The following is a 21064-nucleotide window of genomic DNA, read 5'->3' on the forward strand; positions in this document are numbered from 1 at the left end:
TCATGAAGAAAATGTTGCGCTTTGTCCTCCTTCTAATCGTTGCGCTGGGTATCGCTGGCGGCGCGGGAATGTGGAAAGTTCGCCAGCTGGCGGACAGTAAGATCCTGATTAAGGACGAAACGATCTTTACCCTGAAAGCGGGAACCGGGCGACTGGCGCTCGGTGAACAGCTTTATGGCGATAAAATCATTAATCGTCCACGCGTGTTCCAGTGGTTATTGCGTGTGGAACCTGAGCTGTCTCATTTTAAAGCTGGCACCTATCGTTTCACGCCCGGGATGACCGTCAGAGAGATGCTGCAGTTGCTGGAAAGCGGCAAAGAAGCACAGTTCCCGCTGCGGTTTGTTGAAGGGATGCGCCTTAGCGATTACCTCAAACAGCTGCGTGATGCGCCGTATATTAAACACACGCTAAAAGATGACAGTTACCAGACGGTTGCCGCGGTACTTGAATTTGAACATCCCGAGTGGGTTGAAGGCTGGTTCTGGCCGGACACCTGGATGTATACAGCCGGAACAACCGATGTGGCGATCCTGAAGCGTGCGCACAAAAAAATGGTCGCGGCGGTGGAATCTGCGTGGGAAGGGCGCGCCGATGGCCTGCCGTATAAAGATCAAAACCAGTTTGTCACCATGGCCTCAATTATTGAGAAAGAGACCGCGGTGGCTTCAGAGCGCGACCAGGTGGCGTCGGTCTTTATCAACCGACTGCGCATTGGCATGCGCCTGCAAACTGACCCTACCGTGATCTACGGAATGGGTGAGAGCTACAGCGGCAAGATTTCACGAAAAGATCTGGAGACGCCGACGGCGTATAATACCTACGTTATTAGCGGCCTGCCGCCAGGCCCGATTGCCACGCCGAGCGAAGCCTCGCTTAAGGCGGCCGCGCATCCGGCAAAAACACCGTATCTCTACTTTGTGGCTGATGGAAAAGGGGGGCATACCTTTAACACCAACCTTGCCAGCCATAATCGCTCCGTTCAGGATTATCTGAAGGCACTTAAGGAAAAAAATGCGCAGTAAATACATTGTCATTGAGGGACTCGAAGGAGCCGGTAAAACCACAGCCCGCAACGTGGTAATCGAAACGCTGAAAACGCTCGGCGTTGCGGACATGGTGTTTACCCGTGAACCCGGCGGTACGCAGCTGGCTGAAAAGCTGCGCAGCCTGGTGCTGGATATCAAATCCGTGGGCGATGAAGTTATCACTGACAAAGCCGAAGTGCTGATGTTCTATGCCGCTCGCGTGCAGTTGGTAGAGACGGTCATCAAACCGGCTCTGGCCGCTGGCAAGTGGGTCATTGGCGACCGTCACGATCTGTCGACTCAGGCGTATCAGGGTGGGGGACGCGGAATTGACCAGACAATGCTGGCAACGTTGCGTGATGCAGTATTAGGGGATTTCCGCCCCGATCTGACGCTGTATCTGGATGTAACGCCGGAAGTGGGCCTGAAGCGCGCGCGCGCGCGCGGCGAGCTGGATCGCATTGAGCAAGAGTCGCTCGACTTCTTTAATCGCACCCGCGCGCGTTATCTTGAACTCGCCAGTCAGGACAGTTCCATTCGCACCATTGATGCGACGCAGTCCCTGGAAGAGGTGACCCGGTCCATTGAGGAAACTGTCAAAAATTGGCTACAGGAGCAACAGGCATGAAATGGTACCCATGGTTGCGCCCGCACTTTGAACAGCTGATCGCCAGCTATCAGGCCGGACGGGGGCATCATGCGTTACTGATTCAGGCATTGCCGGGCATGGGTGAAGATGCGTTGATCTACGCCATCACCCGTTTTCTGATGTGCCAGCAGCCAGAAGGTCACAAAAGCTGCGGTAAATGCCGCGGCTGCCAGCTGATGCAGGCGGGCACACATCCTGACTATTACACGCTGGAGCCTGAGAAGGGCAAAAGTGCGCTCGGTATCGATGCCGTGCGTGAAGTCAGTGAAAAATTATACGAGCACGCACGACTGGGTGGCGCAAAAGTCGTCTGGCTGAAAGACGCGGCGTTGCTTACCGAGGCGGCGGCAAACGCGCTGCTTAAAACGCTGGAGGAGCCACCGGAAAAAACGTGGTTCTTCCTGTCATGCCGCGATCCGGGTCGATTACTGGCGACGTTACGCAGTCGGTGTCGGCTTCATCACCTTGCGACTCCCCAGGAATCGTGGGCGCTGAGCTGGCTGGAGCGTGAGGTGACAACGTCACAGGATAGCGCGTTGTCCGCATTGCGCCTCAGCAGCGGCGCACCTGCCGCGGCGCTGGCTCTGCTGCAGGCGGACGTCTGGTCGCAACGAGAAGCGCTTTGCCGCGCCGTTGCCTCTGCGCTGGAGAGCGGTGACTGGTTGAGCGTACTGCCTGCACTTAACAGCGATCGGGCTGCCGAGCGTCTGCACTGGCTGGCTGCCTTACTTCTGGATGCCCTCAAGATCCAACAGGGGGCCACGCTGCTGACCAATCCCGATGTCTGGCCACTGGTAAACACGCTGGCGAATCGTCTGCCAGGCGCCACGTTGCGTGCGATCCTGCACGATACTTGCCAGAGCCGCGAACAACTTTTAACGGTAACCGGTCTTAATCGCGAGCTTGTACTGACCGACCAGTTACTGCGTATCGAACATTACCTGCAACCAGGCGTTACTCCGCCTGTTTCCCATCTCTGAGAGAGACATTATGTTTTTAGTCGACTCACACTGCCATCTCGATGGCCTGGATTATCAATCCCTGCATAAAGACGTGGACGACGTGCTGGCTAAAGCCGCCGCCCGCGATGTGAAATTTTGCCTTGCGGTGGCTACCACGCTGCCGGGCTATCGCACCATGCGTGAGCTGGTGGGCGTTCGCCCTAATGTGGTCTTTTCCTGTGGCGTGCATCCGCTCAATCAGGATGAAGCATACGACGTCGAGGAGCTACGTCGTCTGGCGGCCGAAGAGGGCGTGGTAGCGATGGGGGAAACCGGGCTGGACTATTACTACACGCCGGAGACCATGGCGCGTCAGCAGGAGTCCTTCCGCCATCACATTCGCATTGGCCGTGAGCTTAACAAACCGGTTATCGTTCATACCCGCGATGCCCGCGCCGATACCCTGGCGATCCTCAGGGAAGAAAACGTGACGGATTGCGGTGGCGTACTACACTGTTTCACAGAAGACAGAGAAACGGCGGGAAAACTGCTTGATTTAGGGTTTTATATCTCGTTTTCCGGGATCGTGACGTTCCGTAACGCTGAGCAGCTTCGCGATGCTGCGCGTTATGTTCCGCTCGATCGTATTCTGGTGGAAACAGACTCTCCTTATCTGGCTCCGGTACCGCATCGCGGTAAAGAAAACCAGCCAGCAATGACGAGAGACGTGGCTGAATACATGGCCGTTCTGAAGGGCGTCAGTATCGAAGAGCTGGCCCGCGTCACGACGGAAAACTTCTCTACACTGTTCCATATTGACCCCGCCCGCCTGCACTCTGTTTGATACACCTGTTTTTTTTAGGCTCGTAATTAATAGTTAAACCGAGTAAAGTTCACCGCCTCATTTGGGGCGGTGATGGTGTTTTTAGACACATCCAGAAATGCTTTTTGTAAATAACTGAAAGTTTTTCGACCGTCTTAAGCTGAAACGTGATAGCCGTCAAACAAACTCAGAGGGAATTATTTTACTCTGTGTAATAAATAAAGGGCGCTTAGATGTCCTGTCCACGGCACGGTACTCCCCCCGGGCCAATGCGTGAAAGCGTAAAAAAAGCACAAATACTCAGGAGCACTCTCAATTATGTTTAAGAATGCATTTGCTAACCTGCAAAAGGTCGGTAAATCGCTGATGCTGCCAGTATCCGTACTGCCTATCGCAGGTATCCTGCTGGGTGTCGGTTCTGCAAACTTCAGCTGGCTGCCAGCCGTAGTGTCCCACGTAATGGCCGAAGCAGGCGGTTCTGTCTTTGCTAACATGCCGCTGATCTTCGCTATCGGTGTTGCTCTGGGCTTCACCAATAACGACGGCGTTTCTGCGCTGGCTTCAGTGGTTGCCTACGGCATCATGGTGAAAACCATGGCTGTGGTTGCACCGCTGGTTCTGCATTTACCTGCTGAAGAGATCGCAGCGAAACACCTGGCGGATACCGGTGTTCTGGGCGGTATCATCTCCGGTGCGATTGCAGCGTATATGTTTAACCGCTTCTATCGCATCAAGCTGCCTGAGTATCTGGGCTTCTTCGCGGGCAAGCGTTTCGTTCCGATCATCTCTGGTCTGGCAGCGATTTTCACGGGTGTGATCCTGTCCTTCATCTGGCCACCAATCGGTACGGCAATCCAGACCTTCTCTCAGTGGGCTGCTTATCAGAACCCGGTTGTGGCGTTTGGTATCTACGGCTTCATCGAGCGTTGCCTGGTGCCATTTGGTCTGCACCACATCTGGAACGTTCCATTCCAGATGCAGATTGGTGAATTCACCAACGCAGCGGGTCAGGTGTTCCACGGTGATATCCCACGTTACATGGCGGGTGACCCAACTGCAGGTAAACTGTCTGGTGGCTTCCTGTTCAAAATGTATGGTCTGCCAGCCGCGGCAATTGCAATCTGGCACTCTGCTAAACCAGAGAACCGTGCAAAAGTGGGCGGTATCATGATCTCCGCAGCGCTGACCTCGTTCCTGACCGGTATCACCGAGCCGATCGAGTTCTCCTTCATGTTCGTTGCGCCGATCCTGTACGTTATCCACGCGATTCTGGCGGGTCTGGCGTTCCCAATCTGTATCCTGCTGGGTATGCGTGACGGTACGTCCTTCTCACACGGCCTGATCGACTTCATCGTTCTGTCCGGTAACAGCAGCAAACTGTGGCTGTTCCCAATCGTGGGTGCGTGCTACGCCGTTGTTTACTACACCATCTTCCGCGTGCTGATCAAAGCACTGGACCTGAAAACGCCAGGTCGTGAAGATGCAACAGAAGACAGCAAAGCAGGCGCGACCAGCGAAATGGCTCCGGCACTGGTTGCAGCATTCGGCGGTAAAGAGAACATCACTAACCTGGACGCGTGTATCACTCGTCTGCGTGTGAGCGTTGCCGATGTTGCGAAAGTAGACCAGCCGGGTCTGAAAAAACTGGGCGCAGCGGGTGTGGTTGTTGCAGGTTCTGGTGTTCAGGCAATCTTCGGTACCAAATCCGATAACCTGAAAACCGAAATGGATGAATACATCCGCAACAGCTAAGCTGTGACCTGGGGAGACTAAGGCAGCCGAATGGCTGCCTTTTTTATGCCTGCAGTTTTGTTATGCCGGGTAGCGGCTGAACACTCAGAAGTCGTAGCTCGCGCTTACAGAGACGTTCAGCGGCGCGCCATATACCACATAAGAGCCGACGTAGTCGTAATACTCTTTGTCGAACAGGTTGTTGACGTTAGCCTGGACAGCAAAATCTTTAGTCACCTGATACCGGCTGAACAGGTTAACCAGCGCGTAGCTGCCTTGTTCTGCACGTGATCGACCTGCCGGGCCGCCATCTACATCGTTCCAGACTTTATTCTGCCAGTTCACCCCGCCGCCCACTGCCAGTGCCGGTAGCATGGGCAGTTGATAACGGGTAAAGAGCTTCATTGTGGTACGAGGCTGATCGGAACTAACCGCGTTGCCGCGCTTGTCTTCAGCAATGTAGCGGGTTGCGCCGAAGGTCAGCTGCCAGTTATCGGTCAGGGCGCCGTTTAGCTCGAACTCGATCCCTTTACTGACGACCCCATCCAGAGATTCATAAATTGACTCGCCACTGGGCATGTAGGTGTAGGTATTATTCGCCACATTATCCTGCTCAATGCGAAAGAGGGCGAGCGAGGTGGTCAGGCGCGTACTAAACCAGTCTGCTTTCACCCCGGCTTCATAGCTTTTCCCCGTTGTCGGGTCCAGGTAACGGCCGCTGGCGTCACGCTTGTCCTGAGGCTGGAAGATGGAGGTATAGCTGACGTAGGTTGACCAGTCTTCATTGATATCGTAAACAAGGCCCGCGTATGGCGTTACATCATCCTTACTGCTTTCCAGGCGGGTGTCCGGGGAGCCCGCCGGGTTATAGCGAATGTTGTAATGGGTATAACGCGCACCGAGGATCAGAGATAGCGGATCGGCAAGCGAGAATCGGGCTGAGGTATAGGCCGAAGACTGGCGGATATCATCCTGACTGTAAAGCTTCCAGGGGGTCCACTGCGGATCGGCGATATTCCCGTTCCAGTTTTTGAAGTTACCCACGTCAACCATGCCGTACAGCGCGTCCGGCATGGTGTTGTCATAGTGGTTACGCTGGCGGCTGAAGCTACCGCCAAACATCATCTCATGCTGGCGACCGAAAAGATCGAAACCGCCGCGCAGGAAGGCATCCACCGCATCCTGCTTACGTTCACCGCGGTTCCAGCCGCCATATCCGACCATACCCGCACCGGTCTCTTTATCCGGGTAGCCGGACATATACATCAGTTTGCTGTCAAAGTTGGTGTCGGCATGCATGCCGTTGATGTGGGCTTCCCAGCCGTTGTCGAAGCGTTGGGTGAGGTTGGCGAAAATACGGGTGTTGTCTTTATCTGAATAAGCCCAGTCTGGTGCAACGGTCTGGCTGCGGTTGTAATGGGTTTTGCTGCCATCGCTGTACCAGGTTGGCAGGCCGCCCCAGGTTGGGTTATCGGTATCGCTTTCCTGATATTCATAGCCCACAGACAGGGTGGTGCTGTCAGTCACGTCCGCATCGACCACGCCATAGAGGAACTTTTTGCGGTAGTGGTAGTTATCAACAAAACTGTCGTTGTCCTGATAACCCGTAATAAGACGACCGCGCACGTTACCCGACTCTACCAGCGGAGCCTGCAGATCCAGCACGTAGCGTTGTTTGTCCCAGCTACCGTAACTGGCGGAGACATTGCCTTTAAATTCATTGCTGTCTGCATGCTTACGTACCATGTTGACGTAGGCGGCGGGATTTCCCGTGCCGGACATCAGGCCGGTTGCGCCGCGTACCACTTCAATACGATCGTAAATGGCGGTATCGGCGGCGGTGTCGCCAAAGTTCCATACTTCGCTGATGGAGGTTGGCAGATCATCATACGCATAGTTACTGACAAAGAAGCCGCGCGAGTAAAATACCGTCCGGTCGCTGTCCTGTACCTGCGCGGTGACGCCGGTGGTGTTAGTTAACACCTGGCCGAGGGATTGCAGATTCTGATCTGCCATACGCTGCTGGCTAATGACGCTGACGGACTGCGGAATATCGCGGGGAACCAGTAACAGTTTCGTCCCCGTGGTGGTGGTCTTAACGCTGTAGTCCGTATCCTGACTGCTGGACGGGTCCTGTGCGTTATCAAAACCGCCCTCGACAACCACGGTATCTTCGGTTGCAGAGGCGGCGAAACTGACGGCTGGCATCAATGCCATAGCAATACAGGCAGCCAGCAACGAAGGCGTGGCGGCTGGCTGCGGTTGCCCATCCCTGGTGTGGTTAATGAAAGACATCATCAAACCCTTACTGAATGGTGAAAGGTGAGTGCGACAGTCCCGTGAGAACGGGCTGACGTCGTTTTCTATGTTAAAAATGCGCATGAAAATGCAAATGCGAAATATACGCATTGTGATTAGCACTGTAAACAGATGTGTCAAAAGGAAATGAAATTATGTTTCAGGTGGTGAAGCGTCGAGAGCGGTTACTCTTCAGTCAGCTGAAACGCTTTCAGGAAAGAAATCCGGGGAGAAGGTTGAAAGGACAGGAGAAAGTCGCTCATACTCTTCCATTGTGCCACACACTCATGCAGAGATTGTGTTAATAGCGGACGCACCACGCCAGATTAAACTACAAAGGAACAGGTCATGGCTGAAGAAACCATTTTCAGTAAAATTATCCGCCGCGAAATCCCTTCGGATATCGTTTATCAGGATGAGCTGGTGACGGCTTTCAGAGATATTTCTCCTCAGGCTCCGACTCATATCCTTATCATTCCAAATATTCTGATTCCCACCGTCAATGACGTAAAAGCCGAGCATGAAGTGGCGTTAGGCCGTATGCTGACGGTAGCCGCGAAAATCGCCGAGCAGGAGGGGATTGCTGAAGACGGTTACCGTTTGATCATGAACTGTAATCGCCATGGTGGTCAGGAAGTTTATCATATTCATATGCATCTTCTGGGTGGGCGTCCTCTGGGACCGATGCTGTCACATAAAGGTCTTTGACATGTTAAAAGGGCGTATTGCAGCGCTGGCAATGACATTGGTAATGGTGGGATGCAGCACGCGCCCGGCCATTCCCGTCAGTGATGAACAGACGCTGGTGATGGAGTCCTCGGTACTTGCCGCGGGCATCACCGCAGAACAACCTACGTTGACCATCAGTGAAATTAAATCTTCTGCGTCCTCTACGCTCTTTAACGAAAGACACGAACCGGTGACGGTGCACTACCGTTTCTTCTGGTATGACGTACGGGGTCTTGAAATGCACCCGCTGGAAGCGCCGCGCAGCGTGACCATTCCGGCAGGATCGTCGGTAACGCTCTATGGTAGCGCCAACTATCTGGGTGCGCATAAGGTGAGACTTTATCTTTATTTGTAAGAGGTGAACCTTGATTAAAAATATGAGCCGTTATGCGCTCGTGACAGCTTTTGCACTGTTCCTTGCAGGATGTGTGACGCGAACCGAACAGCCTGCGCCGGTGGACGAGGCAAAACCGGGTACGGAGCAGCCGACACAGCCAACGCAACCGCAGCCAACCGTGCCGTCTGTACCGACGATCCCGTCGCAGCCTGGCCCGATTGAACATCCGGACCAGACCTCCCAGCCAACGCCGCGCGTGCGTCATTATGACTGGAACGGTGCGATGCAGCCGATGGTGGGCAAAATGCTGCAGGCGCAGGGTGTAACGGCAGGCAGCGTACTGCTGGTGGATAGCGTAAATAACCGGACTAACGGTTCACTCAATGCCGGGGAAGCGACAGAAACCCTGCGCAATGCACTGGCCAATAACGGCAAGTTTACGCTGGTTTCCGCACAGCAGCTGGCAGTAGCCAAACAGCAGCTTGGTCTGTCGCCACAGGACAGCCTCGGTACGCGCAGTAAGGCGATGGGGATTGCCCGTAACGTTGGTGCGCAGTATGTGCTGTACTCTAATGCCACCGGTAACGTGAATACGCCAGCCCTGCAGATGCAGCTGATGCTGGTTCAGACAGGCGAGATTATCTGGTCAGGTAAAGGTGCGGTTACGCAACTCTGACTGCACGCGTGAAGCGATCCTCACGCGTTATTTTCCGCAGTATCGTCTTATCGCGCCGCAGGCCCACTCCGGGCTTGGCGGCGCGAGTTGCATTCTGGAACAGGGCGAGCAGCGTCTGGTGTTGCGTCATCACCACGATCCCTTAGCCCCCGTTTCCCATTTTCGCCGTCAGTTTCGTGTCCTTAAGCGTCTACCGGCGGATCTCGTGCCAGCCCCGCGCTTTTTCAGACAGGGCTGGATGGCGGTAGAGTATCTGGCAGGGGAGATCCGGCATACGCTGCCCGACAGTGCAACGCTTGCGACGACGCTCTGTCAGTTGCACCATCAGCCGTGTCTGGGGTGGCGAGTCACGCTGCTCCCTTTGCTGGAACAATACTGGCAGCGAGCCTCACCGGACAGACGTACCCCACGGTGGCTTGCGCAGCTTAAACGGTTACGCACTGCGGGAGAGCCTCAGCCGCTTCGGCTGTCGCCATTACACATGGATGTTCATGCCGGAAATATTGTGCATACGTCCACCGGCATCAGGCTTATCGACTGGGAGTATGCCGGTGATGGGGATGTGGCACTGGAGCTGGCGGCCGTCTGGGTGGAAGATGATACAGCGCGCCAAAGACTGATCGGCGATTACGCCCGCATTGCGCATCTGGACGCGGGACAGCTGGCGCGTCAGGTCAGACGCTGGCGGCCCTGGGTCGTCATGCTGATGGCGGGCTGGTTTGAAATGCGTTTTCAGCAGTCCGGCGAGAAACAATTTATTGCGCTGGCAGATGATGCCTGGCGCCAGTTACACATTAAAGGATAAGAGAGGTTGCTGTGGGTCCAGTCATGTTGGATGTAGAAGGGTTTGAACTGGATGCGGAGGAGCGTGAAATTCTGGCGCACCCGCTGGTGGGGGGGCTCATCCTGTTTACCCGCAACTATCACGATCCGGCGCAGTTGCGTGAGCTGGTTCGCCAGATCCGCGCGGCGTCGCGTAATCATCTGGTCGTGGCCGTCGATCAGGAAGGCGGGCGCGTGCAGCGTTTCCGTGAGGGCTTCACCCGTCTGCCCGCGGCCCAGTCTTTCGCGGCGCTGCTCGGCACCGAAGAGGGCGGAAATCTGGCCCAGGAGGCCGGCTGGCTGATGGCCAGCGAGATGATTGCCATGGATATCGACATCAGTTTTGCCCCGGTGCTGGACGTAGGGCATATCAGTGCGGCAATTGGCGAGCGCTCTTACCATAGCGATCCCCGTATTGCGCTGGAGATGGCCACCCGCTTTATCGACGGCATGCACGATGCAGGAATGAAAACCACCGGCAAACACTTCCCGGGGCACGGCGCCGTGACGGCGGATTCGCATAAAGAGACTCCGCGTGATCCGCGTCCGGAGGCGGAAATTCGTGCCAAAGATATGTCGGTGTTCCGCTCGCTGATTAGCGATAACAAGCTGGATGCCATTATGCCTGCACATGTGATTTACAGTGACGTCGACCCGCGCCCGGCGAGCGGTTCTCCGCACTGGTTAAAAACCGTGCTGCGTCAGGAACTCGGTTTCAACGGCGTGATCTTTTCCGACGATTTGTCGATGGAAGGGGCGGCGATCATGGGCAGCTACGCGGAGCGTGGGCAGGCGTCGCTCGACGCAGGTTGCGATATGATCCTCGTCTGCAATAATCGTAAAGGCGCAGTCAGCGTGCTGGATAACCTGTCGCCGATCAATGCAGAGCGTGTTACACATTTGTATCATAAAGGTTCATTTAGCCGTCAGGAGCTGATGGATTCGGCACGCTGGAAAGCGGTTAACGCCCGGCTTGAAGCACTGAATGAGCGCTGGCAGGCACATAAAGCCAGCCTGTAAATCCTCCCGGAAGGCGTAGCGTGGTGAGAAGACGATGATCATCTATTTACACGGTTTTGACTCAAACAGTCCTGGTAATCATGAGAAGGTACTGCAACTGCAGTTTATCGATCCGGATGTACGGCTGATCAGCTACAGCACGCGCCATCCGAAACATGACATGCAGCATCTGCTCAAAGAAGTGGACAAGATGCTGCAGCTCAACATCGACGATCGCCCGCTGATTTGCGGCGTGGGGCTGGGTGGCTACTGGGCGGAGCGGATTGGGTTCCTGTGCGATATTCGCCAGGTGGTATTCAATCCTAACCTGTTCCCGAACGAGAACATGGAAGGCAAGATTGACCGTCCAGAAGAGTATGTCGATATTGCCACCAAGTGCGTCAGCAATTTCCGTGAAAAGAACCGCGACCGCTGTCTGGTGATCCTTTCGCGTAATGATGAGGCGCTCAACAGCCACCGTGCGGCTGAGCTGTTGCATCACTACTATGAAATTGTCTGGGACGAAGAACAGACCCACAAGTTCAAGAACATCTCCCCGCATCTGCAGCGCATCAAGGCCTTCAAAACACTGGGCTAATATACTGCATAAGATCTCCCAGGCCCGGCCGCGAAAGCGTGGCGGGCTTTCTTTTTCTGCAGAATTGTCTACTTTTAAGCCACCAAAACTTGATGCACATCAATTTTGGTATGACCAATGCGCCTGACGTGGTATTCTCAATGCACCTGAATGGTTTCAGTGCTGTAACCTGTTGTTAATTAAGGGTTATTTTTATAACTTTTAATTAACAATTGGTTAATAATTTGAGGGGGTCACGTTGACTACGCCATTGAAAAAGATAGTGATTGTAGGCGGTGGTGCTGGCGGGCTGGAGCTGGCGACACAGTTGGGTAAGAAGCTGGGTCGCGGCAAAAAAGCCAAAATCACGCTGGTGGATCGTAACCACAGCCACCTGTGGAAACCGTTGCTGCACGAAGTGGCGACCGGTTCACTGGATGAGGGCGTTGACGCGCTGAGCTATCTGGCGCACGCACGTAACCACCATTTCCAGTTCCAGCTGGGTTCCGTGGTGGATATCAACCGTGAGAGCAAAACCATTACCCTGGCCGAGCTGCGTGACGAAAAAGGGGAGTTGCTGGTCCCGGAGCGCAAGCTTGCCTATGACACACTGGTCATGGCGCTGGGCAGTACCTCCAACGATTTCAACACCCCGGGTGTGAAAGAGCACTGCATTTTCCTGGATAACCCACACCAGGCGCGTCGTTTCCACCAGGAAATGCTGAACCTGTTCCTGAAGTACACCAATAACATGGGTGCGAATGGCAAGGTGAATATCGCCATTGTAGGCGGTGGCGCAACGGGCGTAGAACTCTCCGCTGAGCTGCACAATGCGGTAAAACAGCTGCACAGCTACGGGTACAAAGGGTTAACCAATGAAGCGCTGAACGTAACGCTGGTTGAGGCAGGTGAGCGTATTCTGCCTGCGCTGCCTCCACGTATTTCTGGCGCGGCGCATAACGAACTGACCAAACTGGGCGTACGTGTTCTCACCCAGACGATGGTGACCAGCGCAGACGAAGGTGGCCTGCACACCAAAGATGGCGAGTACATCAAAGCGGATCTGATGGTCTGGGCGGCGGGTATCAAAGCACCTGATTTCATGAAAGACATTGGCGGGCTGGAAACCAACCGTATCAATCAGCTGGTGACCGAGCCGACGCTGCAAACCACGCGCGATCCAGAGATTTTCGCGATTGGTGACTGTGCGTCATGCGCGCGTCCAGAAGGCGGTTTCGTGCCTCCTCGCGCCCAGGCAGCGCATCAGATGGCAAGCCTGGTGCTGCACAATATTCTGGCACAGCGCAAAGGCAAGCCAATGAAGGCCTACGTCTACAAAGACCACGGCTCTCTGGTTTCGCTGTCGAACTTCTCTACCGTAGGCAGCCTGATGGGGAACCTGATGCGCGGCTCGATGATGGTAGAAGGGCGCATCGCACGCTTTGTCTATATCTCCCTGTACCGTATGCACCAGATTGCGCTGCACGGCTACTTCAAAACCGGGTTGATGATGCTGGTAGGACGAATCAACCGCGTGATCCGTCCACGTCTGAAGCTGCACTAATTTTTCTCTCCCTCCGGGCCCTCCGGAGGGATTTTTTAGCATATCATGCTGCTCATCACAGATTGAGTGCTTAAGAGTTCTCCTAAACGCCCTGTCACTCTCCTGAAAGCCACTTTTTTGAGCCTTTGTCTTATTGGCGAAGCGTAGCCTGCATTGCAAAATTGTTACCAATAGCAACAAAGGAGGAAGTCCCGTGAATAAATCAATGTTGGCGGGTATAGGGATTGGCGTCGCTGCTGCGTTAGGTGTGGCTGCCGTTGCCAGTCTCAACGTACTGAATCGCGGCCCACAGTATGCGCAGGTGGTTTCTGCAACCCCGATTAAAGAAACAGTTAAAACGCCTCGTCAGGAGTGCCGTAACGTCTCTGTCACCCATCGTCGTCCGGTTCAGGATGAAAACCGTATTGCCGGCTCTGTGCTGGGCGCGGTAGCAGGCGGGGTGATTGGTCACCAGTTTGGTGGCGGCCGTGGTAAAGATGTGGCAACCGTGGTCGGTGCGCTGGGTGGCGGCTATGCCGGTAACCAGGTGCAGGGCGCAATGCAGGATAACGATACGTACACCACGACACAGCAGCGCTGTAAAACCGTCTATGACAAGTCGGAAAAAATGCTGGGTTATGACGTGACGTACAAAATTGGTGACCAGCAGGGCAAAATCCGTATGGACAGAGACCCTGGCACACAAATTCCGCTGGATGGAAATGGCCAGCTGGTACTGAATAACAAAGCGTAAAAAAGATGTTCTCTGAACTTAGCTCCTCAAGCGCTCAGGCTGAGGAGCTTTTTTTTAGCCCTGTATTTTAAGCAGTTCGGGCCACAGTCGCAGGGTGGTCTCGGTGATATGCTGCAGTTTTTCCAGCGTCGCCCCTTCTCGGGCGCTAATCGACATCCCCTGTAAAATACAGCTCAGGTATTGTGCTAATTCCTGAGGGCGGCAATGCGCCGGAATTTCACCACGCTGCTGGCGCTGGGCCAGGAAGGTGCTGAGCGTCTCCTCCTGCATGGCATGACGCGATTTCACCGTGTTGGCGATCTCTTTCGAGGAGGCCGCAAGCGTCGCGGAGGTGTTAATCATAAAACAGCCCGCGGGCGTCTCTTTGCTGGTGAAGCAGGTGGCGATGGCGGTGAAATAGTCATGCAGTGCCTGCTCAACCGTTTTCTCTTCACAAAATAGCTGTGCTTCGTATCGCGATGCGAAGCGAGAGATGTATCGGTCCAGTACCGCCCTGAACAACCCCTCTTTATTCGTGAATTCCGCATACAGCGTCGGCGCTTTGGCTCCGGTGGCTTCTACCAGATCGGAAAGCGAAGTCGCTTCATACCCATGTTGCCAGAAGAGAGTCATGGCCTTATCAAGCGCTGCATCCCTGTCGAACACTTTTGGTCGGCCACGGCTTTTCTTCGCACAACTCGTGACATCGGTTGTCATTTGCCGTTGGTCCTCTGTTGGTTTGTTGAATAACCATTATAAAAATAAACGCATTTCACCACCAGTGCTGTTTTCTGAAAAATAAATTAATCATATGGGTATGAAAAACAACGGAATTAAAATTAATTTAATGGTCGTTATAAAAACATGTTGACGTGTGAGCTGGATCACATCTATCATTTACCTATCGATCGTTAACTAAATAGCTAACGACCTCAAAATTCATCTGCCAAAGGTAAAAATCATGAAAAACGTAAAAACCCTCATCGCCGCTGCTGTTCTTAGCTCACTCTCTTTCGCAAGCTTTGCTGCTGTGGAAGTCCAGTCAACGCCTGCTGACCAGCATAAAGTAGGGACCATCTCTGCCAGCGCCGGGACTAACCTGGGTTCACTGGAAGACCAGCTGGCGCAAAAAGCGGATGAGATGGGTGCGAAATCGTTCCGCATTACCTCTGTAACCGGTCCTAACACCCTTCACGGTACCGCTGTTATTTACAAATAAGCCTGGCTAAACCCTCATTTATGCCACTGCTAAAAAAACGCCCTGCATGTGCAGGGCGTTTTTGCGTTTGGGTTTACATCGACTGCTGGGCGACACCATGATGTCGTGTGACGTCAGTCGGCATGCCCGAACGTGCTTCCATTGCCCGCTCCATCACAATGCCATCCGTCCTTGCATCGGTTTTAAAACTCACCATCGCCGCATTCAGGTTGATTGGCAGCGTCTGCGGATCGTCATCAATGTTTTTCGATAACGGCTGGTGAATTTCAACCAGTCGCACGCCGCCTGGCTCCTCAGAGACCTTGATCGGGGTATTAATGATGTTCACTTTGGTGCCCGGCGTAACCAGGTTGAAGAGCGTTTTGATATCGTCATCGCGCAGACGAATACAGCCGGAGCTGACGCGCATGCCAATACCAAAGTCCGCGTTCGTTCCATGTAACAGGTACACGCCGCCATAGGCCGCGAGGCGGATGGCATGGTGGCCCATTGGGTTATCCGGGCCGGCCGGTACAACGGCGGGCAGATCGATCCCCTGCGCTTTATAGCGGGCACGAATATTGGCCGTTGGCGTCCAGGTTGGGTTTGCACGCTTGTCTGATACGGTGGTAACCATCGTCGGGGTCAGCGTGTCACCGCCCAACTGGCCAATACCAATAGGGTATACGGTTACCTCATTTTTACCGGGCGGGTAATAGTAAAGACGCAGTTCGGCAAGGTTTATCACGATCCCCTCACGCGGCGCATCCGGCAAAATCGTCTGCAGCGGGATGGTTAACACACTGCCAGCGCGCGGGACATAAGGGTCAACGCCGGGGTTGGCCTGCAGTAAGGCCAGAAAGCCGACGTTATATTTTTTGGCAATCGCCTCAAGCGATCCACCATTGTTTTCAACCACATGAAAACGGTTTTCCCCAACCACCTTACTGCCTGCAGGCGGGAGTGGCCAGGTGTTTGCGCGAGCGGGAAATGCAACCGCGACCGTTGCGGCCAGCGCTAACACGGTTATCCAGCGAGTGAAACGCGAAGAGGTCATCATCACTATAATCCATATAAATGACAGGGTGATTGTTTTATAACGGTTAGTGATAATTATGGCGAAGGGGTCTGTCGGGAAGATCGGGTGAAGTGAAAAGAGTTTGTAAATTATTACCCCCGGTAGCATGGCGCAACCGGGGGCAGAGCAGATTATGCGATCGCGTTCTCTTCCAGCTGGCGCATAAAGTTGCGTACCCAGTCCATACGGGTTTTACGCTCCGTCAGTTCCTGCGTAAATTTCAGCCGCGTTGGCCCATCCAGACGGAAATGCTGCGGCTGCTTTTGCAGTAAACCGATGAGCCACGTAGGGTTAACGTGGTTTTTCTCGGCAAACTCAATCACGCCGCCTTTCTCGTTGCCCTCAAGCTTACGGATGCCCAGCTTCTGCGCCTGCTGACGCAGCCGCGCGATATCCAGCAAGTTGCGTGCGGCATCCGGGAGCAGGCCAAAGCGGTCAATAAGCTCGACTTTTATCTCTTCCAGCTCGTTCTCATTTTTCGCACTGGCGATACGTTTGTAGAACGACAGGCGGGTGTTCACATCCGGAATGAAATCGTCCGGCAGCAGAGACGGCATGCGTAGCTCAACTTCGGTTTGCTGGCTGGTGAGATCTTCCAGCGACGGTTCGCGTCCGGCCTTGAGGGCATCGACCGCGTTTTCCAGCAACTCCATGTAGAGCGAGAAACCGATGGTTTCCATCGAGCCACTTTGATCTTCACCCAACAGCTCACCCGCACCGCGGATCTCCAGGTCGTGCGTCGCCAGTGCAAAGCCAGCGCCCAGATCTTCCAGCGAGGCGATCGCTTCCAGACGTTTTTGCGCATCGGTGGTCATCGCTTTTGGATGCGGCGTCAGCAGCCATGCATAGGCCTGATGGTGCGAACGCCCGACGCGGCCACGCAGCTGATGAAGCTGCGCCAGACCGAAATGATCCGCGCGTTCAATAATGATGGTATTGGCCGTCGGGATATCGATCCCGGTCTCAATGATGGTCGTACACACCAGCACGTTAAAGCGCTGGTGGTGGAAGTCGTTCATCACCCGTTCCAGTTCGCGTTCGCGCATTTGCCCGTGACCGATGGCAATACGCGCTTCCGGCACCAGCTCTGCCAGCCGGTCTGCCGCTTTCTGGATATTTTCCACGTCGTTGTAGAGGTAATAGACCTGACCGCCGCGCAGCACCTCACGCAGAATGGCCTCGCGCACCACCAGATTGTCGTATTCGCGCACAAAGGTTTTCACGGCCAGACGACGCGCCGGCGGCGTGGCAATAATTGACAGATCGCGCATGCCGCTCATCGCCATGTTCAGGGTTCGCGGGATCGGCGTTGCGGTCAGGGTCAGGATATCGACGTCGGCACGCATCGCTTTAATACGCTCTTTATGGCGTACCCCGAAACGGTGCTCTTCATCAACAATCAGCAGCCCCAGATCTTTCCACTTCACGTCGCTCTGCAGCAGTTTGTGGGTGCCGATCAGAATATCGATCTTACCCTCGCTGGCCTGCTCCAGGATTTGCGTTTGCTCTTTGGTACTGCGAAAACGTGACAGCATCTCGATGCGTACCGGCCAGTTGGCAAAGCGGTCGCGGAAGTTATCGAAGTGCTGCTGAGCGAGCAGGGTGGTGGGCACCAGCACCGCCACCTGCTTGTTATTCTCAACGGCGAGGAACGCCGCGCGCATGGCTACTTCGGTTTTCCCGAAGCCGACATCGCCACAGACCAGCCTGTCCATTGCCAGCGGCTGACACATGTCGCTTAACACGGCATTGATGGCCTGAGCCTGGTCCGGCGTGGTTTCAAACGGGAAGCTGTCGCAGAACAGCTGGTACTGCTCTTTATCATGCTTAAAGGCAAAGCCCTCTTTGGCCGCACGCTGGGCATAGATATCCAGCAGCTCGGCCGCCACATCACGCACTTTTTCCGCCGCTTTCTGCCGGGCGCGTGCCCAGGCGTCACCGCCCAGTTTATGCAATGGTGCATTCTCTTCTGCACCTCCGGCGTAGCGGCTGATCAGATGCAGGGATGAGACCGGCACGTAGAGTTTGGCGTCGTTGGCGTAGGTCAGCATCAGGTATTCACCTTTGATGCCACCGGCTTCCAGCGTCGTCATCCCCTGATAACGACCCACGCCATGTTCAAGGTGCACAATCGGCTGGCCCGGATGGAGTTCCGCCAGGTTGCGGATCAGCGTATCCGGGTTAATGGTGCGACGGCTGTCCTGACGGCGACGCGCAACACGTTCACCCAGCAGGTCGCTTTCACAGATTAATGCCACGTTGTTGAGGGTATCGATAAACCCGTGCTCGGCGGCACCGATCATCAGATAACGCCCCGTCCCCGTGGCTTCGCTCAGGCGCAAAATGCGTTTCGGAGCAACTTTAATCCGCCCCAGCAGTTCGCCCAGCGCTTCACGGCGGCCTTCACTCTCAACGGAGAAGACAACCGGGCCGGTAAAGGCATCGAGGAACTTGCGCAGACTCTCCAGCGGGGATTTCTGCTGTGCCTGAACGGCTAAATCTGGCAGCTTCTGGAATGCAAGATTGGTGTTGGCAGCTTTATCGGCAAGCGTATCGGTTTTCAATTGTACGCGAGGCCAGCGCTTGAGTTCGGCGTTGAGCTCGTCGGTGCGCAGCCACAGCGCTTCAGGTGGCAGCAGCGGACGCATCGGGTCTACGCCCCGGTTTTCAAAGCGCGCGCGGGTTTCGCTCTCAAAGCGGCTGGCGCTGGCGTCGATATCACCGGTGTTGACAATCAACGTGTTCGCCGGGAAGTAGCTGAACAGAGCGGGCAATGGCTCGTTAAAGAACAGCGGCTGCCAGTATTCGATCCCGGCAGGAAGCGTACCTTTGCTGACCTGCTGATAGATATGCTCAGCGTCGCGCTTAACGTCGAACTTGTCGCGCCACTGGCTGCGGAACAGCTCGATAGCGGTTTTGTCCGTCGGGAATTCATGGGCGGGTAATAAATTGATGGCTTCCACTTCTTCCAGCGTGCGCTGCGTGTCGGCGTCGAATACGCGCAGGCTGTCGATCTCATCGTCGAAGAAGTCCAGTCGATACGGCTGGTCGCTGCCCATCGGGTACAGGTCGAGCAACGCACCGCGCGTGGCGTATTCCCCGTGCTCCATAACCTGATCGACATGACGGTATCCGGCGCTGTCCAGTTGCGCGCGCAGATCGTCCCGGGACAGGCGCTGACCTTTTTTCATCACCAGCGCATGGCCGTGCAAATAGCTGTGAGGACAGACGCGCTGCATCAGGGTGTTGACCGGAACGATCAGCACGCCGCGCTGCATGGTCGGTAACTGATAGAGGGTCGACAGGCGCGAGGAGATGATCTCCTGATGCGGGGAGAAGCTGTCATACGGCAGCGTTTCCCAGTCGGCCAGACTGAAGACCAGGTTATCGGTGAACTGGCGAATTTCATCATGCAGTCGCAGCGCATTTTGCATATCCGGGGCGACCAGCACCACCGGACCAGGATGTCGCTCAGCGATTTCTGCCACCAGCGTGGCGCACGCAGCGCCAGTGAGTTCGCCCAGCTGGCGCTGGTCGCCCGCTTTAACAGGCAGGGAATAACGATAGTGTTCAGGCATGGCTATGTCAGAGTCTCTTGTGGATATACCAACAGTATTGGGGCATATCACTGATACGCAATGTCTTTATTATCCTCGATCGTTTTGCATAAGCAAATCTGAACTGCAACGCGGGAAGATTCGCCCCCGGACGGGGGGCGAGGGCGGTATTATCGGGTTGCCGGAGACAGTGCGCTCGCGGAAGGGGGAGAGAAGAACAGATCGCCAAACAGTGCCGTCGATATTTTGCGTACGCCAAGTCCGGCGAGGGTGCAGATCAGCAGGCTGGCAAACGGGTAGACCAGGATCAAGGCAAGCTCGGCCCAGACCGGCCAGTAGGCAGCATTCATCTCACCGATCAGGAACAGGCTGAAGGCCTCTATCAGGATGCGGTGCGTGGTGTAGATAGCGATGGTGTTTGAGCCGATAACGTTAAGCAGGTTGCTGGGATGAACGGCATAACGCTGCTCGAGGCTATAGAAAAGCTTCATGATCAGCACGATCGACAGCAGGGAAAGCAGCAGCGGAACGTTAGCAAACCACAGTACCATGGAGACCGCAGCAAAAGCGGCCAGCGCCAGCCAGGTGCGACGCAGGTTCAGCCCCTTCATCCAGGCCATCAGCTCTGCGCCATACCACGCGCCAAGACTGTAGTAGATCATATTGCGTACCACGCTGTTCATTCCCCACCACGGCAGCGGCAGGAAATTGATCGTGATGCTGGCCAGTGCCAGCAGCCCCAGTACGGGCAGCTTCCAGCGGCTAAGCAGTTTACATAGCGTGAAATAGACCACCAGGGCGTACAGATACCACAGGCTGGTGCTGGCGGTGAGCATACCCCGCACAAACCCGGAAAGTGAATCGGCATACGCGGCGTTCGAGGAGGTGGCCAGCTCACGTTCAGGTGCCAGCCAGGCATTGAGGTGGCTCAGCGCCTGCCATTGCAATACGCCCCACAGCGCAAGGACCCAGACAATGCTCCAGATCCGTTTGTCAAAACTGGTGCGCCAGTTCACCTCGTCAATATAGCGACGGATGAGATAACCGGATATGAAGAAAAATACCGGCATACGGAAGGGCGCGAGATAAAGGTTAAAATAGACCCAGCATTTGGCGAGAAGACCGGACAACGGATGTTGTAGCCCCGTCAGATGGGGATAAAATGTGATAACCGAATGATAGATCACCACCAGGCAGATACACAGCCCCTTTATCTGGTTAATCCATAATGCTTTTTGCTTCATTGTTCGCAACTACCTTATTGCCATAAACGAACGAACAATTGTTGGTAAACGCAGCCGGGATGTAACGGGAAACAGTCTGTATCAGGAAGTTTTTCGGAAAA

Annotated in this window: 19 protein-coding genes; 14 read left to right on the top strand and 5 right to left on the bottom strand. The window is 54.9% G+C overall.

From position 1 onward, the window contains the following. The first annotated feature begins 2 nt into the window (after positions 1-2). From yceG to ptsG, 5 genes are all read left to right on the top strand, one after another. A complete protein-coding gene (yceG, locus tag ACQG19_RS09220) occupies positions 3-1025 on the top strand; it encodes a cell division protein YceG (protein ID WP_023621898.1) in 1023 nt (340 codons plus the stop codon). Next, positions 1015-1656, top strand: coding sequence for a dTMP kinase (tmk, locus tag ACQG19_RS09225; RefSeq protein WP_062934271.1), 642 nt, complete (start codon positions 1015-1017; stop codon positions 1654-1656). Before yceG ends, tmk begins: the two co-directional genes overlap by 11 nt. Beyond that, positions 1653-2657, top strand: a complete 1005-nt coding sequence (gene holB / locus ACQG19_RS09230; RefSeq protein WP_246931447.1) for a DNA polymerase III subunit delta' — start codon at positions 1653-1655, stop codon at positions 2655-2657. The genes tmk and holB overlap by 4 nt, the downstream gene beginning before the upstream one ends. Positions 2658-2667: 10 nt before the next feature. Then, the gene (locus tag ACQG19_RS09235) at positions 2668-3462 is read left to right on the top strand and encodes a metal-dependent hydrolase (protein ID WP_038419109.1); all 795 of its coding nucleotides are present in this window, start codon (positions 2668-2670) and stop codon (positions 3460-3462) included. 297 nt (positions 3463-3759) lie between these two features. After that, a complete protein-coding gene (gene ptsG / locus ACQG19_RS09240) occupies positions 3760-5193 on the top strand; it encodes a PTS glucose transporter subunit IIBC (RefSeq protein WP_013097113.1) in 1434 nt (477 codons plus the stop codon). An 84-nt stretch (positions 5194-5277) separates the two neighbouring features. Here the strand turns inward: ptsG and fhuE are convergent, their stop codons facing one another. Then, positions 5278-7467 (bottom strand): ferric-rhodotorulic acid/ferric-coprogen receptor FhuE, encoded by a 2190-nt coding sequence (fhuE, locus tag ACQG19_RS09245; protein ID WP_151348060.1) that lies wholly within the window; start codon positions 7465-7467, stop codon positions 5278-5280. A gap of 351 nt (positions 7468-7818) precedes the next feature. Here fhuE and hinT point away from each other — a divergent pair, with 351 nt between their 5' ends. The 8 genes from hinT to ACQG19_RS09285 all read left to right on the top strand — a co-directional run bounded on the left by hinT (position 7819) and on the right by ACQG19_RS09285 (position 13907). Next, positions 7819-8178 carry a purine nucleoside phosphoramidase gene (gene hinT, locus ACQG19_RS09250; protein ID WP_013097111.1) on the top strand — a complete coding sequence of 120 codons (360 nt, stop codon included), beginning with the start codon at positions 7819-7821 and terminating at the stop codon, positions 8176-8178. A 1-nt stretch (position 8179) separates the two neighbouring features. After that, positions 8180-8554, top strand: coding sequence for a YcfL family protein (locus ACQG19_RS09255; RefSeq protein WP_023621894.1), 375 nt, complete (start codon positions 8180-8182; stop codon positions 8552-8554). Between the two features lie 13 nt (positions 8555-8567). Then, positions 8568-9212 (top strand): penicillin-binding protein activator LpoB, encoded by a 645-nt coding sequence (lpoB, locus tag ACQG19_RS09260; protein ID WP_104668931.1) that lies wholly within the window; start codon positions 8568-8570, stop codon positions 9210-9212. Continuing rightward, positions 9193-10017, top strand: coding sequence for a thiamine kinase (gene thiK / locus ACQG19_RS09265; RefSeq protein WP_246931446.1), 825 nt, complete (start codon positions 9193-9195; stop codon positions 10015-10017). The genes lpoB and thiK overlap by 20 nt, the downstream gene beginning before the upstream one ends. An 11-nt stretch (positions 10018-10028) precedes the next feature. Then, a complete protein-coding gene (gene nagZ / locus ACQG19_RS09270) occupies positions 10029-11054 on the top strand; it encodes a beta-N-acetylhexosaminidase (RefSeq protein WP_044158668.1) in 1026 nt (341 codons plus the stop codon). A 34-nt stretch (positions 11055-11088) separates the two neighbouring features. Then, positions 11089-11631 (top strand): alpha/beta hydrolase YcfP, encoded by a 543-nt coding sequence (ycfP, locus tag ACQG19_RS09275; protein ID WP_013097106.1) that lies wholly within the window; start codon positions 11089-11091, stop codon positions 11629-11631. Between the two features lie 238 nt (positions 11632-11869). Continuing rightward, the gene (locus ACQG19_RS09280) at positions 11870-13174 is read left to right on the top strand and encodes an NAD(P)/FAD-dependent oxidoreductase (protein WP_013097105.1); all 1305 of its coding nucleotides are present in this window, start codon (positions 11870-11872) and stop codon (positions 13172-13174) included. 193 nt (positions 13175-13367) lie between these two features. Further along, the gene (locus ACQG19_RS09285) at positions 13368-13907 is read left to right on the top strand and encodes a glycine zipper 2TM domain-containing protein (RefSeq protein WP_013097104.1); all 540 of its coding nucleotides are present in this window, start codon (positions 13368-13370) and stop codon (positions 13905-13907) included. A 54-nt stretch (positions 13908-13961) separates the two neighbouring features. Here ACQG19_RS09285 and ACQG19_RS09290 read toward each other — a convergent pair whose 3' ends face one another. Continuing rightward, positions 13962-14603, bottom strand: coding sequence for a TetR/AcrR family transcriptional regulator (locus ACQG19_RS09290; protein ID WP_013097103.1), 642 nt, complete (start codon positions 14601-14603; stop codon positions 13962-13964). Between the two features lie 244 nt (positions 14604-14847). Here ACQG19_RS09290 and bhsA point away from each other — a divergent pair, with 244 nt between their 5' ends. Beyond that, positions 14848-15105, top strand: coding sequence for a multiple stress resistance protein BhsA (gene bhsA, locus ACQG19_RS09295; protein ID WP_013097102.1), 258 nt, complete (start codon positions 14848-14850; stop codon positions 15103-15105). Between the two features lie 73 nt (positions 15106-15178). Here the strand turns inward: bhsA and ldtC are convergent, their stop codons facing one another. The 3 genes from ldtC to ACQG19_RS09310 all read right to left on the bottom strand — a co-directional run bounded on the left by ldtC (position 15179) and on the right by ACQG19_RS09310 (position 20963). Further along, the gene (gene ldtC, locus ACQG19_RS09300; protein ID WP_038419115.1) at positions 15179-16144 is read right to left on the bottom strand and encodes a L,D-transpeptidase LdtC; all 966 of its coding nucleotides are present in this window, start codon (positions 16142-16144) and stop codon (positions 15179-15181) included. 149 nt (positions 16145-16293) lie between these two features. Next, positions 16294-19740, bottom strand: a complete 3447-nt coding sequence (mfd, locus tag ACQG19_RS09305) for a transcription-repair coupling factor (protein ID WP_020689586.1) — start codon at positions 19738-19740, stop codon at positions 16294-16296. A 149-nt stretch (positions 19741-19889) separates the two neighbouring features. Further along, positions 19890-20963 (bottom strand): acyltransferase family protein, encoded by a 1074-nt coding sequence (locus tag ACQG19_RS09310; protein WP_048971499.1) that lies wholly within the window; start codon positions 20961-20963, stop codon positions 19890-19892. Between the last annotated feature and the right edge of the window lie 101 nt (positions 20964-21064).

This window comes from Enterobacter cloacae complex sp. 277I4 (assembly GCF_050031465.1).
Taxonomy (GTDB): domain Bacteria; phylum Pseudomonadota; class Gammaproteobacteria; order Enterobacterales; family Enterobacteriaceae; genus Enterobacter; species Enterobacter cloacae.